This window comes from Nocardia sp. NPDC004711 (assembly GCF_053601595.1).
This window is the reverse complement of record NZ_JBSGCB010000047.1, coordinates 22,068-36,730: the sequence shown is the minus strand read 5'-3', so window position 1 is coordinate 36,730 and position 14,663 is coordinate 22,068. Positions and strand designations below refer to the sequence as shown.

At 68.6% G+C, this 14,663-nt stretch carries 15 protein-coding genes; 9 read left to right on the top strand and 6 right to left on the bottom strand.

Annotated elements, in window-relative coordinates:
* Window positions 1-7 precede the first annotated feature (7 nt).
* The 3 genes from ACWEKS_RS36255 to ACWEKS_RS36245 all read left to right on the top strand — a co-directional run bounded on the left by ACWEKS_RS36255 (window position 8) and on the right by ACWEKS_RS36245 (window position 3,647).
* Window positions 8-1,777: a long-chain-acyl-CoA synthetase gene (locus tag ACWEKS_RS36255; RefSeq protein ID WP_452344311.1), complete on the top strand. Its 1,770-nt coding sequence runs from the start codon at window positions 8-10 to the stop codon at window positions 1,775-1,777.
* A 74-nt stretch (window positions 1,778-1,851) separates the two neighbouring features.
* Complete coding sequence (gene folP, locus ACWEKS_RS36250) at window positions 1,852-2,727, top strand: dihydropteroate synthase (protein ID WP_452344281.1); 876 nt, start codon at window positions 1,852-1,854, stop codon at window positions 2,725-2,727.
* Window positions 2,724-3,647, top strand: a complete 924-nt coding sequence (locus tag ACWEKS_RS36245) for a glucosyl-3-phosphoglycerate synthase (protein WP_354833615.1) — start codon at window positions 2,724-2,726, stop codon at window positions 3,645-3,647. Before folP ends, ACWEKS_RS36245 begins: the two co-directional genes overlap by 4 nt.
* Window positions 3,648-3,736: 89 nt before the next feature.
* Here the strand turns inward: ACWEKS_RS36245 and ACWEKS_RS36240 are convergent, their stop codons facing one another.
* The 5 genes from ACWEKS_RS36240 to sigE all read right to left on the bottom strand — a co-directional run bounded on the left by ACWEKS_RS36240 (window position 3,737) and on the right by sigE (window position 7,960).
* On the bottom strand, window positions 3,737-4,573 hold the full coding sequence (locus ACWEKS_RS36240; RefSeq protein WP_354833617.1) for a hypothetical protein: 837 nt from the start codon (window positions 4,571-4,573) through the stop codon (window positions 3,737-3,739).
* Window positions 4,574-4,632: 59 nt separating this feature from the next.
* The gene (gene tatB, locus ACWEKS_RS36235; protein WP_364607029.1) at window positions 4,633-5,070 is read right to left on the bottom strand and encodes a Sec-independent protein translocase protein TatB; all 438 of its coding nucleotides are present in this window, start codon (window positions 5,068-5,070) and stop codon (window positions 4,633-4,635) included.
* A 142-nt stretch (window positions 5,071-5,212) separates the two neighbouring features.
* The gene (locus tag ACWEKS_RS36230; protein WP_452344280.1) at window positions 5,213-6,760 is read right to left on the bottom strand and encodes a S1C family serine protease; all 1,548 of its coding nucleotides are present in this window, start codon (window positions 6,758-6,760) and stop codon (window positions 5,213-5,215) included.
* Window positions 6,761-6,770: 10 nt separating this feature from the next.
* On the bottom strand, window positions 6,771-7,175 hold the full coding sequence (locus ACWEKS_RS36225) for a hypothetical protein (protein WP_452344279.1): 405 nt from the start codon (window positions 7,173-7,175) through the stop codon (window positions 6,771-6,773).
* Between the two features lie 92 nt (window positions 7,176-7,267).
* A complete protein-coding gene (sigE, locus tag ACWEKS_RS36220) occupies window positions 7,268-7,960 on the bottom strand; it encodes an RNA polymerase sigma factor SigE (RefSeq protein ID WP_354833625.1) in 693 nt (230 codons plus the stop codon).
* Window positions 7,961-8,193: 233 nt separating this feature from the next.
* Here sigE and ACWEKS_RS36215 point away from each other — a divergent pair, with 233 nt between their 5' ends.
* The 6 genes from ACWEKS_RS36215 to ACWEKS_RS36190 all read left to right on the top strand — a co-directional run bounded on the left by ACWEKS_RS36215 (window position 8,194) and on the right by ACWEKS_RS36190 (window position 13,346).
* Window positions 8,194-8,841, top strand: a complete 648-nt coding sequence (locus ACWEKS_RS36215; protein ID WP_379379867.1) for an O-methyltransferase — start codon at window positions 8,194-8,196, stop codon at window positions 8,839-8,841.
* Window positions 8,842-9,070: 229 nt separating this feature from the next.
* Entirely contained in the window at window positions 9,071-9,703 is a 633-nt protein-coding gene (locus tag ACWEKS_RS36210; RefSeq protein WP_452344278.1) for a TetR family transcriptional regulator, read from the top strand.
* A 33-nt stretch (window positions 9,704-9,736) separates the two neighbouring features.
* Window positions 9,737-10,672 (top strand): ABC transporter ATP-binding protein, encoded by a 936-nt coding sequence (locus ACWEKS_RS36205; RefSeq protein ID WP_452344277.1) that lies wholly within the window; start codon window positions 9,737-9,739, stop codon window positions 10,670-10,672.
* Window positions 10,669-12,327: an ABC transporter permease gene (locus ACWEKS_RS36200; protein ID WP_452344276.1), complete on the top strand. Its 1,659-nt coding sequence runs from the start codon at window positions 10,669-10,671 to the stop codon at window positions 12,325-12,327. The genes ACWEKS_RS36205 and ACWEKS_RS36200 overlap by 4 nt, the downstream gene beginning before the upstream one ends.
* 227 nt (window positions 12,328-12,554) lie before the next feature.
* On the top strand, window positions 12,555-12,773 hold the full coding sequence (locus ACWEKS_RS36195) for a hypothetical protein (RefSeq protein ID WP_452344275.1): 219 nt from the start codon (window positions 12,555-12,557) through the stop codon (window positions 12,771-12,773).
* Between the two features lie 60 nt (window positions 12,774-12,833).
* Entirely contained in the window at window positions 12,834-13,346 is a 513-nt protein-coding gene (locus ACWEKS_RS36190) for a hypothetical protein (protein ID WP_452344274.1), read from the top strand.
* A gap of 18 nt (window positions 13,347-13,364) precedes the next feature.
* Here ACWEKS_RS36190 and ACWEKS_RS36185 read toward each other — a convergent pair whose 3' ends face one another.
* Window positions 13,365-14,549, bottom strand: a complete 1,185-nt coding sequence (locus ACWEKS_RS36185; RefSeq protein ID WP_452344273.1) for a DUF7373 family lipoprotein — start codon at window positions 14,547-14,549, stop codon at window positions 13,365-13,367.
* Window positions 14,550-14,663 lie beyond the last annotated feature (114 nt).

Below are 14,663 nucleotides of genomic sequence, written 5' to 3'. Positions count from 1 at the left end.
CAGCGAAGTGAATACCGATGTCCGTTCGACGGTGAGCCTGCTCGACCTGGTCCGCGGTCTGCCCGGCATGGCGATGCAGGCCCCCGGCATGCTCCGCAATGTCGTGCACATGCTGGTGAAATCCGGCGACAAGGCGTCCATCGGGCTGTTCTTCCAGCGCGGCGCGGCCAGGCACCCGGACCGGCCCTTCCTGAAATTCGAAGGGCGCGTGTACACCTGGGGCGAGGCAAATGCCGAAGTCAACCGGTACGCGAAGGTGCTCGCCGCGCACGGGGTCGAGCGCGGCGACGTGGTCGGCATCCTGATGGTCAATCGTGCCGAGGCGCTGTTCACCGTGCTCGCCACCGTGAAGCTCGGCGCCACCGCGGGCCTGCTCAACCACAATCAGCGGGACGTGGTGCTGCAGCACAGCTTCGGGCTGCTGAACTCGGTGCTGGACGTGATCGGCGAGGAGTGCGCCGACGCCCTCGACACCCTCACCGAGGCCCGGCCCGCCCTGCTCTGGTCCGAGCAGCTGGCCGCCGAGGCCCGCACCGCCGACGCCTCGAATCCGGCTGTGACCGAACAGATCACCGCCAAGGAACGCGCCTACCTGATCTTCACCTCCGGCACCACCGGGCTGCCCAAGGCCAGCGTCATGACCCACCTGCGCTGGACCAAGTCCATGGCCGGCATCGGCGGGCTCGGCGTCCGGCTCGAGGGCCGGGACACGCTGTACTGCTGTCTGCCGCTGTACCACAACAACGCGCTCACGGTGGCGCTGTCCTCGGTGATCGCGGGCGGTGCCACCTTCGCGCTGGGGCGCAAGTTCTCGGCCACCCGCTTCTGGGACGAGGCCATCGCCAATCAGGCCACCGCCTTCATCTACATCGGTGAGCTGTGCCGCTACCTGCTCAACCAGCCGGCCCGGCCCGCCGACCGCGCGCACACCGTCCGGCTCTGCGTCGGCAACGGCCTGCGGCCCGAGCTCTGGGACGAGTTCCAGCAGCGCTTCGGCATCGAGCGGATCGTCGAGTTCTACGGGGCCAGTGAGGGAAACGTCGCCTTCATCAACGCCTTCTCGGTTGCCCGGACCGCCGGCTTCACCCCGCTGCCCTTCGCCATCGTCGAATACGACGACGCCACCGGCAAGGCGTTGCGCCACCCGGACGGCCGTCTGCGCCGGGTGCCGCCGGGCGGGGTCGGGCTGCTGCTCGCCAAGGTCACCACCAGCTCGCCCTTCGACGGCTACACCGACGCCTCCGCGACCGAATCCAAGCTCGTGCGAGACGGTTTCGAGCCGGGCGACTGCTGGTTCGACACCGGCGACCTGGTGCGCGACCAGCGCTGGGGCCACATCGCGTTCGTGGACCGCCTCGGCGACACCTTCCGCTGGAAGGGCGAGAACGTCGCCACCACCGAGGTCGAGGGCGCCTTCGACGGCATCGACTCCGTTGCGCAGGCGGTCGTTTTCGGCGTCGACATCCCGGGCGCCGACGGCAAGGCGGGCATGGCCGCGGTGACGCTGCACGAGGGTGGGCACTTCGACGGCAAGGTCGCCGCCAAGGTGCTCTACGACCATCTGCCGGCCTACGCCGTGCCGCTGTTCATCCGCGTGGTGCCGGAGCTGGAGCAGACCTCCACCTTCAAGAACCGGAAGGTGGAACTGCGCAAGCAGGGCTACACCCCCGACGACGAGAGCACCCTCTACGTCCTCGCGGGCCGCACCGAGGGCTACATTCCCGCGTACACCGAATACGCCGCCGACGTCGCCGCGGGGCGCGCGCCCGGCAACTGAACAGCAGCCGGTCGGAGCCCTGTTCCGGTCGGCTGCCCAGCAGTGGCGCCACAGCCCTCGGTACAGTCGAGGGCATGTGTGCGCCGTTGCCGACATTGTGCGGGAAGCCGGTGGCGACGGATCGGGCGCTTGTCATGGCGATCGTGAACCGGACGCCGGACTCCTTCTATGACCGAGGCGCGACGTTCAGCGACGAGGCCGCCATGCGGGCCGTCGACAGGGCCGTCGCCGAGGGCGCGGATCTGGTCGATATCGGCGGAGTCAAAGCCGGTCCGGGCGCCGAGGTGGACAACGTCGAGGAGGCCCGCCGGGTGGTGCCGTTCGTGGCGGCCATTCGCGAGCGCTACCCGGATCTGCTCATCAGCGTGGACACCTGGCGAGCCGACGTGGCCCGGGCCGCGGTCGCCGAGGGCGCGGATCTGATCAACGACACCTGGGCGGGGGCGGACCCGGAACTGGTCGGCGTCGCCGCCGAACTGGGCGTAGGAATTGTGTGCTCACACACCGGGGGTGCGATTCCGCGGACCCGTCCGCACCGGGTCCGGTACACCGATGTGGTGACCCAGGTCACCGAGACGGTAGTGGCCGCGGCCGAAAATGCTGCGGCGGCAGGGGTGGCCAAGGACTCGATTTTGATCGATCCGACCCATGATTTCGGCAAAAACACCTATCACGGGCTCGAATTGTTGCGTGCGATAGACGTTCTTGTGAAAACCGGATGGCCCGTCTTGATGGCGCTGAGCAATAAGGATTTCATCGGAGAGACTCTTGGTGTCGTCGAGCTGTCCGAACGATTGGAGGGCACATTGGCAGCGACTGCTTGGTCGGCCGCCGCGGGTGCTCGCGTCTTTCGAGTGCACGAGGTGGCTCACACCCGCCGGGTGGTGGACATGATCGCCGCCATCCAGGGTCACCGCCCACCCGCCCGTACCCTGCGAGGTCTCGCATGAAAACAGACTGGGTGAACACCAACACCTTCGACAGCCCCGACTGGACGGTGGCGGAACTCACCGCCGCCAAGGGCGACCGCACCGTCTCGGTGGTGCTGCCCGCCCTCAACGAGGAAGCCACCGTCGCCGCCGTGGTGGCCAGCATCCGGCCCCTGCTCGGCACGCTGGTGGACGAACTCGTCGTCCTCGACTCCGGGTCCACCGACGCCACCGCCGCCCGTGCACAGGCGGCCGGAGCCACGGTGGTGACCCGCGAACAAGCCGTCCCCGAACTCGACCCCGTCCCCGGCAAGGGCGAATGCCTGTGGCGCTCGCTGGCAGTCACCAGCGGCGACATCATCGCCTTCGTGGACTCCGACCTCATCGACCCCGACCCCAACTTCGTCCCCCGGCTGCTGGGCCCGCTGCTCACCGTCGACGGCATGCACCTGGTCAAGGCGTACTACCGCCGCCCGCTGCGCACCGGCGAATCGGTGGACCACCACGGCGGCGGCCGCGTCACCGAACTGGTGGCCCGCCCGCTGCTGGCCGCGCTGCGGCCCGAACTGTCGAATGTGCTGCAGCCCTTGGGCGGTGAGTACGCCGGCACCCGCGAACTGCTCACCTCGGTACCGTTCGCGCCGGGCTACGGCGTCGAAATCGGCCTGCTGCTCGACACTTACGACCTGCTGGGCCTGTCCAGCATCGGCCAGGTCAATCTCGGCGTCCGCCAGCACCGCAACCGCCCGCTGGCCGACCTGGGCGTCATGAGCCGCCAGATCCTGGGCACCGTCCTGGGCCGCAGCGGAATTCAGGACTCCGGCGCTGCCCTGACCCAGTTCCCCATGGTCGCAGGCGAATTCATCGCCCACGCCACCGAAGTCTCGCTGGCCGACCGACCCCCGATGAACACCCTCCGCCCGGAGGAGGCCGCCGCCTGACCTCGAGGGGCCGGGCGGCGGCACACTGCCCTCGCCCGCGCCGCCTCGCTGGATTCCGTTGCGCGCCATCATGCCGGCCATGGATTCGGCTAGCGGTCGTGGCGGTAGATCGGCGTCAGCAGGTCGGCCTCGATCGGTTCGCCGGTGGAGCGGTCGTACCGGACGCCGACCACCGCCGAGAACGGATGGGTGCTCGCGCGCTCGTGCAGGGTCGCGAGTCTGGTTGCCAGCAACCGGATTGCGCCCAGCGAGGCGGGCGGATGCAGGCCGTCGATGACCAGCACGCTGCCCTTGCCGTCCGGGCGAGGGAGGCGGGCCAGGTAGGCGATGTCGTAGGGCTCGGTGCCGCCCGGGCGGTAGACGCGGCGGGCGGCCCGGTCCTCGATGCCCCGGCGCACCCGCCCGGCGCGCGCTACCGTGCGGCGCAGGCGCGGGTCCGCGGCCACGAGATACCGCAGACTGGGCGACAATTCGGGCCCGCCGAGCACGATCAGGCCGTCCCGGTCGAGGTCGAGTGGACGACCCGGCAGGAAGCGCTGGACATTGGCGGTGAAGCCGAGTTCCCGCAGTAGCTCGACCAGCCGGTGCGGCGCCGCGGCATCGGGCGCACCCACGAGGGCGATGGCGCGCGTCGTGCTGCGGACGTCCGGGGTGAGGATGGTGAGCGGTCCGTGCCCGAAGAACAAACCTTCCGGTACTGGCCCTTGGGTACTCACCTGGTGGATGCGGGCGCGGGAAAGTCCCGCGGCCGCACCTATTCTCGCGAACGTCCAGCCCTCGGCATGCAGTTCGCGGATGACGGCGCGGCGGATGCGAGTCAGCTCATTGATCTGCTGCTGCGCGGCTGCCACGCCTTCGGTGGCGGCTTTCAGGCGTTCGACCTTGTCCTCGATCGCGAATACCCGGGCCACCTCGTCGGCCGACATGTGCGCAGTCTAGATAGCTGGACAGCATCATGCGTCAAGTACGCTCGACATATTTGATCTCAGGTGGCGTCCGGATCCACCGGCGGACGTTCGTTGCGCTCCAGCGGTTTTTGTTCCTTCGGCATCGAAACCGGGCCGGATCCGCTGTTCGTGTAACCGTTTCCGCTGTTCGGGGAGCTCACCGGCTTGTCGAAACTGGTCAGGTCATTGAAGCTGTTCAGGATCGAATCGTCCCCGTCGAGCAGGTGTTTGGTGACCATGGATCGCGGATTCATACTGCGCAGTTCGTTCAACTGCTCCAACGGTTTCCGGATCTCGTCGAATTCCGGGCCGAGCTCATTGCGCAATTGCTGAGTCGCGCCGGTGGCGTAATCGCGCGCCTGTTTGAGAGCGTGCGCGGTCCAGCGAACGGCGCCGGGCAGACGCTCCGGACCCAGAATCACAAGTGCGGCGACGAGCAGAATGAGCATCTCGCCCCAGCCGATATTGCTGAACACAGTGTCTATTTTGCCTTCCGCTTCGCTCCAGGCGGTTCGCGGCCCTGTTACCCGGTCTTCCCTCCTCCGCTCCCCCGCTCCGTCAGTCCAGACCGGGGCGGGCCGCGAACTCTGGGCGGGACATTTTCTCCAGTTTGACCTCTTAGTCCGATTCCAGGGTGACCGGGACATCGACCTCGCGGCCGTCGCGAATCAGGCGCACCGTCACGGTCTGCCCGATCTCGTGCGACTGCACCGCAACCGTCAGTTCCTCCGGACCCGACACATCGCGGTCGCCGACCTTCACGATCACGTCGCCCTCCACGATGCCCGCCTTGGCCGCCGGGCTACCGGCCTGCACATCGGCCACCGCCGCGCCGCTCATCACGTCATTGGCGACGATCTTGGTCTTGGCGCTGACTCCCAGCCGCGGGTGGTGCACCGAGCCGTCCCGGATCAATGCCTGCGAGATCCGCTTGACCTGATCCACCGGAATCGCGAAGCCCAGGCCCACCGAACCGCCGCTCTCGGACTTGATGGCCGAGTTGATGCCGATCAGCCGGCCCTGCATGTCCACCAGCGCGCCACCGGAGTTGCCGTGGTTGATGGCGGCGTCGGTCTGCACGGCGTCCAGGGTGGCATCGGTGTCGGTGCCCTCGCCGCCCACCTTCACCGGCCGGTGCAGCGCCGACACGATGCCGGAGGTGACCGTCTTCTCCAGGCCCAGCGGCGAACCCAGGGCCAGCACGTCGTCGCCGACCTGCACGTCACTGGAATTGCCGAGCTGGATCACCGACAGGTTCTTCACGTCGACCTTGAGCACCGCCAGGTCCGACTTGGTGTCGCGGCCCACGATCTGGGTCGGCACCCGCGAGCCGTCGGAGAACACCACATCCAGCTTGGCCTTGCCCGACTTGTCATTGGCGGCCAGCGAGATCACGTGGTTGTTGGTGACGATGTAGCCGGCCCCGTCGATCACCACCCCGGAGCCCGTGGATCCGGTGTCGCCCAGCCACGCCCGGACGGTGACCACCGCGGGCATGACGGCATTGACCACCTTGGTGATCTGGTTGTGCGATTCGCTGGCCGCGGGCGCGGACTGCAGCGCCACCTTGCGCGAGGTCAGCGCGGAGGTCGACGAGCCGGTGAACGCCCCGATGAACCCGCCGAGCAAACCGATGACCGCCGCGATGACCGCGAGCAGCGCCAGCGCCTGCCAGGACACCCGGCCACCGAACAGCACCTCCCGCGCACCCAGCTTGGGTCCGGGCGTCAGCGCCTGCGGCCGGGCCTGCGCCACCGCCGGAGTGCCCAGGCGCGCGGCCGAATTCGGGTCCCGCCACGGATCGGCGGGCGCGGCCGGGGCGGTCGTCTCGGTCTTTGCCTCCGGGTCCCGCTGCAGCAGGTCGGTCGAACCCTCCGGACGACCGAACGCCTCCGCCAGCACCGCGTCCGGCGGGCGATTCCGAATCTCGGTATCCCCCTGCGGCGCCGCCCCCGCGGCACCCGCCGACCGCGCCGCGAACGAGCCGTGCTGACCGTTCGGGCGGCGGAAGGCACGCGCGGTGTGGGTGTCCACATGTGGCCGCAGGACCGGCCGCGGCCCCAGCACCGGTGCGTCCGACGGCCTCAGGTTCCCCCGATTGGCCGCCGAATCGGAAACCGCATCCCGCTCGGGCCCCGGGCCCGTGTTCTTCGATTCGGTGGTCACGCTATGGACTCTACTTGCGCCACCATGAGGTCCACCGCCTGCTGTCGAACGAATCTTGGCGCAGGCCGAAGGAACTCATGCCGCGCGCCAGCGGACCCCGATCGCGGTCGGCGGGGTCGGGAGTCTGGTGGTTGCCGCACTCCTGCAGCAACGCCCGCGGAATCCGGCTCAGCGTGTCGTGCAGGCTCAGCGGCGCGGAGATCTGATCCGAGGACTGCCGCAGCGCGATCCGGGCCTGCTGCTGGGCATCCACCTCGGCCGCGCACTCGCGGCACACGGAAATATGGTGGGCGGCACGCAGGTACGCGTTCATCCGCAGCTCGCCGTCCACATAGGCGGCGATGGCCTCACTGGCCAGGTGCTCGGTGGGGGCGAAACGCGGGGGACGACGGTGCGGTAAGTCCTCGCCACTCATACGCTGCACACCCTTCCGGACGACTCGAGCTGTTCGGGCGACACCTGCCCGCGGGCGTGGTGTCCAGGAAGCGCGGGCGCAGTGCCCGCGGCTCACCCGACGTTTTCGGTGGCGGCGAATCGCCGCTCAATCCCATTATGCTCGAGGTGCTCGCGCAGTGCCTGACGTCCTCGGTGGATCCGGCTGCGCACGGTACCCAGCTTGACGCCCAGCGTCGCGCCGATCTCCTCGTACGACAGACCTTCGATGTCACAGAGCACGACCGCGGCGCGGAACTCCGGGGCCAGCGAGTCCAGCGCGGACTGCAGATCCGGATCCAGGTTGGCGTCGTGATAGGCCTGCTCGGGACCCGGGCCCTCGGAGGGCACCCGGTCGTAGTCCTCCGGCAGCGCCTCCATGCGGATGCGGTTGCGGCGGCGGACCATGTCCAGGAACAGGTTGGTGGTGATGCGGTGCAGCCAGCCCTCGAAGGTGCCGGGCTGATAGTTCTGCAGGGACCGGAAGACCCGGATGAAGGTTTCCTGGGTCAGATCCTCGGCGTCCTGCGGATCACCGGTGAGGCGGTAGGCCAGGCGATACACGCGATCGGCGTGCTCGCGGACCAGCTCGTCCCAGGTCGGCATCACGGAGCGATCGCCGGTGGCGTCGAAGGCCGCGGTCCCGGACAGGGCGGCCTCGTCGTCGGCGGGGGACAGGAGAAGGTCGCTGTCCAGCGTGGTGTCGCTGTCCAGCGGCTTGATCTGCGGGTGCAGAGTGTTGGCGTGTTCACGCGCCGCGTCGACCATGTGGATGGGGTTACCTCCTACTCGGGACCGTGGACCCGATATCGGGGACAACCAATCTGCTGGATCAGCTGTTCCCGATTCCGAGCCAGCGGTCGCTGGCCTGGCGTGAGCATTACTCTGGTCGGTCGTGATGTGGCCGCTGTATGCAGAGGCTGAGGGACACCTGAGAAAAATCGCCACACCGGCCGGTCACCGCCACGCCTTACCGGTGTATCGCCATTAGCCTCTACTTCGTGAGCCAGACTCCCGCGGCACAGAACCTGCAGCGCAACCTCGCCTACGTGGAGGAATCCGTCGCCGAGGACGACATCCTCGTCGGTGCGCGCGAGCGCGCCCTCGAACTCGGCGCGGCCCCGGTCGCGCCGGCGGTCGGCGCGCTGCTCAGCATGTATTCCCAGCTGCTCGGGGCGCGGGCCGTGGTCGAGGTCGGCACCGGGGCCGGGGTGAGCGGGCTGTGGCTGCTGGACGGCATGCGCGAGGACGGCACCCTGACCACCATCGACTCCGAGCCCGAGCATCAGCGTGCGGCCCGCGAGGCGTTCCGGTCGGCCGAGATCGCGCCGGCGCGCACCCGGCTCATCAACGGGCGGGCCCTGGATGTGCTGCCGCGGCTCGCCGATGGGGCCTACGACCTGGTCTTCATCGATGCCGCGCCGCTCGAGCACCCGCAGTATGTGGCGCAGGCGGTGCGGCTGCTGCGGGACGGTGGCGCGATCCTGCTGCACAATGCCCTGCTCGGGGGCCGGGTCCCGGACCCCGCCCAGCGCGACCCGCAGACCATGGCCGTGCGGGCGGCGACCCGCGCGATCGCCGAGGATCCGGACCTGACGAGCGTGCTGATCCCGGTCGGCGACGGGCTGCTCTGCGCTGCGCGCGGGTAGATTCAGCGCTGCCGCGCGGGTGAAAACTCAACGCCCGGTGTGGAATTCGATTCCGGCGTGGCGTTCCGCGCGGCGATAGTCCGCGCAGCAATAACTGCGTTCGAAAATCTTTCCTGGCGCGGAAAGTCTCCGGTGACGAAGTGCCCGGACGTCTGGATTTCGTAAATCCTCGCGACTCGAGTCGAAAGGCCCTTGCCCTTCGCTTGAACACGTGTTTAAGGTGTTAAACATGCGTTCAACCGACGATCTGACAACCCGGGCCCGGATTCGCGACGCCGCGATCACCGTGTTCGGGGAGCAAGGGTTCGGGGTCGGCGTGCGGGCCATCGCGGCCGCGGCGGGAGTCTCCGCTGGGCTGGTCAATCACCATTTCGGGTCCAAGGACGGGCTGCGGGAGGCGTGCGACGAGTGGGTCCGGGAAACGATCCGGGCCGCCAAGATGGAGTACATCGAGAACCCCTCGCCCGGCGGGCTCATGCGCCAGCTGGCCGAGATCGAGGAGTTCGCCCCGGGCATGGCCTACCTGATGCGCAGCTTTCAGGCCGGCGGGTCTCTGATGAAGACCTTCTTCGAGCACATGGTCGAGGACACCGAGCAGTACCTGCGCGCGGGCGTCGCGGGCGGGTCCATCAAGCCGATGCGTGACGTGCGGGCCACCGCGCGTTACGTGGCCACCAACAACGGCGGCGGCATGATGATGTTCCTGCAGCTCTACGCCGCCGAACAGCCGGGTCCCATCGATTTCCGCAAGGCGCTGCGGGAATACGCCGACCGCATGATGCTGCCCGCGCTGGAGATCTACACCCACGGCATGCTCACCGATTCCACGGCGCTGGACGCATTGACCAGTACTGAGCAATAACCCATCAACGTCGTTTTCCTACAAGGAGATTCGATGAACGTTCCTGCCAATCCCGTGATCGAAGTCCGGGATCTGCACAAGAACTTCGGGCAGGTGCGAGCCCTGGACGGTCTCGACCTCGAGGTCGCCGAGGGCGAGGTGCACGGTTTCCTCGGGCCGAACGGGGCCGGGAAGTCCACCACCATCCGCATCCTGCTGGGCATCCTGTCGCGCACCTCCGGTGAGGCCGTGGTGCTGGGCCGGGATCCGTGGACGGACGCGGTCGCGCTGCACCGCGACATCGCCTATGTCCCGGGCGATGTCACGCTGTGGCCGTCGCTGTCCGGCGGTGAGACCATCGATCTGCTGGCGCGCATGCGCGGCGGGATCGATCAGGATCGCCGCGCCGAGCTGATCCAGCGTTTCGAGCTGGATCCGAGCAAGAAGGCGCGCACCTACTCCAAGGGCAACCGGCAGAAAGTGGCTCTGGTGTCGGCGTTCTCGTCGCACGCCCGGCTGTTCCTGCTGGACGAGCCGACCTCGGGCCTGGATCCATTGATGGAGCAGGTGTTCAACGAGTGCGTGGCCGAGGCGGTGGCGCGCGGCACCACGGTGCTGCTGTCCAGCCACATTCTGTCCGAGGTGGAGCGGCTGTGTGAGCGGGTGACCATCATCCGGGCGGGCAAGACCGTCGAGACCGGCACGCTGGCCCAGATGCGGCATCTCTCGCGCACCTCGATCACCGCCGAAATGATCGGCAGCCCAGGCGATCTCAGCCGCATCCCGGGAGTCGAGGACATCAGCGTCGAGGGCAATACCCTGCACGCCCAGGTGGACAGTGAACACCTGGGTGAGTTGATCCGGGTACTCGGCGACGCCGGTGTGCGCAGCCTGGTCAGCCAGCCGCCGACGCTGGAAGAGCTTTTCCTGCGCCACTATTCGCTCGATGGTCGGGCTCCGGCCGACGCGCGCGAGCGGGTGTCGAAATGACCGCGGTCACCGCCACCGCGCCCCGCGCGTTCGAAACGCCGTCATTCGCGCGGGATTTCACCGGGACCTGGCAGCTGCTGCGGCTGCAACTGCGGCGCGACCGGATCATTCTGCCGCTGTGGGTGCTGTTGTTGTCGCTGCCGCTGGGCAGCGTGTACATCAAGAGCCTCGAGAAGATCTACCACACGCCCGCCGACTTCCAGGGCTTCGCCGACGGCATCCTGTCGAACCCTGCCGAACTGGCGATGTACGGGCCGATCTACAACACCAGCCTCGGCGCCTCGGGCGTCTGGAAGGCCGGGATGTTCTTCACGCTCATCGGCGTGGCCACCATCCTGACCGTCATCCGGCACACCCGGGCCGACGAGGAGACCGGGCGCACCGAACTGCTGGCCTCGACGCGGGTCGGGCGGTTCGCCGGACTGACCGCGGCGCTGATCGTGGCCTACGGTGGCGCGCTGGCCACCGGGCTGATCGGATTCGCCAGCATCGCGAGCACGTCCGTGCCGCGCTCCGGCTCGCTGGCCTTCGGTCTGGCGCTGGCCGGGTCGGGCATCGTGTTCGCCTCGGTGGCCGCGATCGCCGCCCAGCTGTCGGCCAGCGCCCGGGTGGCGCGCGGTATCGCCTTCGCGGTGCTGGGTGTGACGTACACGCTGCGCGCAGTCGGTGACGTGCGTGCCGCGGCGGGCCCGACCAGCCCGCTCACCTGGCTGGCCCCGCAGGGCTGGTCGCTGCAGGTGCGGGCGTTCGCGGGCGATCACTTCGCGGTGCTGCTGCTGCACCTGCTCGCCGCGACCGTGCTGACCGGCGTCGCGTATTACCTACTGGCGCACCGGGATACCGGTGCCGGCCTGATCGCGGAGCGGCCGGGCGCACTTCAGGCCGGGCCCACGCTGGGCGGCCCGCTCGGACTCGCCTGGCGGCTGCAGCGCGGGACGCTGCTGGCCTGGACGGTCGGACTCGGGCTGTACGGGTTGATGATCGGCAGCGTGACGAACGGCGTCGGCAAGCAACTGGGCAGCAGCCAGACCATTCGCGATCTGATCACCCGCATGGGCGGTTCCGAATCGCTGGAGAAGGCGCTGATCAGCTACGCGTTCACCATGGTCGCGCTGGGTGCGGCGGCCTACTCGGTGTCGGCGGCGCTGCGGCTGCACTCCGAGGAGAGCACCGCGCACGCGGAAGCCGTGCTCACCGGCGCGGTCTCCCGAACCCGTTGGGTGGCTTCGCATCTGACGTTCGCCCTGCTCGGACCCGCACTGGCGCTCGTGGTGTCGGGCCTGCTCGGCGGCCTGATCTACGGTCGCGCCGCCGGTGACGTCGGTCAGAAGACCGGTCAGGTGCTGGGGGCCGCGCTGGTGCAGGTGCCTGCGGTGTGGACCTTCACCGCCATCACCGTCCTGTTGTTCGGTCTGCTGCCACGCTGGTCGACCGTGGCGTGGGGTTTCCTCACCGCCGCCATCGCGGTCTTCCTGCTGGGCTCGCTCGCGGGCGCACCCCAGTGGTTCCGCGATCTGAACCCGTTCGAGCACGCCCCGAAGGTGCCCGGCGAAGCGTTCACCGCCACCCCGCTGGCGGTGCTCGTGCTCGTGGACGTGGCATTGATCACGGTGGGGCTCATGGCATTCCGCCGCCGCGATCTCCGATCCGCCTAACGCGACACCCCCGCGAACGCCCGCACCGGACCCGCCGATGCGGGCGTTCGCGGTGACCCGGTGTGCCGGGTGGCCCCGCGTTCGGTCGCCGGCGAATCCTCGGTTGCCGGTGCGGGTACGGCGATCGGGCGGGGTGGGCGGTGCAGGGGCAGTGCTGAGGTCTGGATTCGGCCGGTGACGCGGTGGTACAGCAGAGGGGGATCGATTTTTGCTAGGAGGTGGGGGATATGTTCGAGGGACTGGCCCTCGGGGTACACCTACCGGCCGGATGGCTCTGGCCCGCATTGGTTTTCTTCGGCGGCATCATCTGCCTGGGGCTGCTGGTACTGCTACTGATCAGCGGAGCGCGTTTCGACGACCACGCGTCGCGGTACGTGCCCACGACGACCAGTACGTGTGAACCGTTCTGCGGTGCGCGTACTCCGGTGCCCGGATATCCGAACTGAACGGTCGCATCGAGGTTTCCGGACCGTCGGCGCGGATACTCCACGGGAATAGTTCGACGAGTGGGGGTACCCATGGGGCAGCGGATCCCGGCCGTGGTCGGGTTGTACTTCCGCGAGGCCGGGCAGTGGCGGCGCATCGCCGAATTCCGGCTCGCCGCGGACGGTCGCGCCACCTTCCGGACGGTGGACCCGGTCGAAGGACTGGTCGCCCGCGTCTGGTACCACCAGGGCGTCGACGTTCTCGGCGAGAACCGCACCGTGCAGCCCGAGGACGGCGCGGCCTTCCTGCGAGCGCTGCTGCAGCCGTTCGGTTTTCGCGACTACTGGTTCCGCGACGACAGTTCGCCGCGCAGCGGGCGCAGCCGCACCGGGCACGCGGTCTCGCGGAGCGCGGCCGCGGTGCGCCCGGACGCCTGCGACAAGGACTGCGCGGCAGCGGAGCCGGATTGCCGGTGCGCCGGGGATCGAGCGCCGGCCGATGTCACTCCGCAGCCGCACGAGGAGCGGTCGCACCGTCCCGCGTCCCGGCCCGCCGCCTGGCGGCTGCTGGACGCGGACGTCCTCCGATTCTGAAGCGCCGCACCGGATCCGCTACAGGCTGTTGGCCAGCAGCGCGTACTGCGCGGCCGCCTTCCGCTGGGCGTCGGAATCATTGGTCCCGTTCACCACGCCCACGTACTGCTTGTAGCTGACGTAGCAGCGGCTCGGCGTCTTGTCCGAGGTGCGGTGCACGCACTTGACGTCGGGCACCTTGTCCGGCCCGCTGGTCGCGGACTCCTGCAGGTTGCTGATCATGCCGGTCACGAAATCCGCGCCCGCCTTGCCATCTCGCAGCCGGATGACGAAATTGCCGTCGGCACTGGACATTTCGTCGGCACCGCCATCGGACACCAGCTTGGTCCAGTAGGCCATGTCGTCGGAGGGCAGGATGAGCCAATTGGCCGGGAACACCGCGAAATTGTCGGGATCGACGGTCTTGTGGTCGCGGTCGGTCACCAGGGTGCGGGCCAGCAGACGATCGGGATCGACCGGCAGCTGGGAGATCTGGTCGTTCGGGGTCTCCTGGAAGGCGTCCAGCGTCGGGACCTGGGCGTCGAGGGTCTTCTTGGCCCAGGACAGCAGATCCTTCTGATCGGCGCTGGGGCGCAGGATGAACAGCGAGATCACGAAGTCCTTGCGCGCCATGGTCAATCCGATGTTCGGCACGCCCGGCCGCCAGTGCGCGTAGGCGTCCGGATAGTCGGGCAGGGTGAGCTTCTGGTTCACGTTCAGCGCGACATTGAAGTCGGTGTCCTCGAGTTCGCGGGCGGCCAGCTTGGCATTGTCGGCGGACGGGAAGCGCAGCACGCGGGTGGTGATGGTGGTGCCGTTCGGATCCGGATTGTCGTTGACGTCCTCGCGGTCCGAGCCGCTGGCCGCGAAACCGGCCACGAAGCCGCGGTTGGTCAGCACGCCCTTGACCGCGGAGGACAGGTGGCTGACATTCACCACATCGTCGACCGTGGACAGCACCACGCCGCCGCGGCCGATATTGAGGTGGGAGTCGATCTTCACCGCCGGGGCGACGGCCGCGGTCATCCGGATCCCCTCGAGGGTGTTGCCCTTACCGGCGTTGTTGCGGTCGTAGGTGTAGCGGTTCACCGGATAGGACCCGGTGTCCAGGGTGCGGACATCCAGCTCACCGGGAACCGGTGTGCCGGACCTACCGCATCCGGACAGCAGGACGGTCAAGGTGAGGCAGGTGATGGCGGTGACGACACGTGCCGGACGGCGCATGGTGATCCCTCCCGCGCGGCCCGTCGGCGGCGGCGCTCCATGCACAGATTTTCGGACCAGCATCGGCCGGATGTCCACTCTTATCCGTGTCGCTCGCGCGGCCGGATGGATTGA

Coding starts and splice junctions, on each gene's coding strand:
- folP (WP_452344281.1), top strand. CDS start 1,852: ATGTGTGCGCCGTTGCCGACATTGTGCGGGAAGCCGGTGGCGACGGAT.
- ACWEKS_RS36245 (WP_354833615.1), top strand. CDS start 2,724: ATGAAAACAGACTGGGTGAACACCAACACCTTCGACAGCCCCGACTGG.
- ACWEKS_RS36240 (WP_354833617.1), bottom strand. CDS start 4,573: ATGTCGGCCGACGAGGTGGCCCGGGTATTCGCGATCGAGGACAAGGTC.
- ACWEKS_RS36225 (WP_452344279.1), bottom strand. CDS start 7,175: ATGAGTGGCGAGGACTTACCGCACCGTCGTCCCCCGCGTTTCGCCCCC.
- sigE (WP_354833625.1), bottom strand. CDS start 7,960: ATGGTCGACGCGGCGCGTGAACACGCCAACACTCTGCACCCGCAGATC.
- ACWEKS_RS36210 (WP_452344278.1), top strand. CDS start 9,071: ATGCGTTCAACCGACGATCTGACAACCCGGGCCCGGATTCGCGACGCC.
- ACWEKS_RS36205 (WP_452344277.1), top strand. CDS start 9,737: ATGAACGTTCCTGCCAATCCCGTGATCGAAGTCCGGGATCTGCACAAG.
- ACWEKS_RS36200 (WP_452344276.1), top strand. CDS start 10,669: ATGACCGCGGTCACCGCCACCGCGCCCCGCGCGTTCGAAACGCCGTCA.
- ACWEKS_RS36195 (WP_452344275.1), top strand. CDS start 12,555: ATGTTCGAGGGACTGGCCCTCGGGGTACACCTACCGGCCGGATGGCTC.
- ACWEKS_RS36185 (WP_452344273.1), bottom strand. CDS start 14,549: ATGCGCCGTCCGGCACGTGTCGTCACCGCCATCACCTGCCTCACCTTG.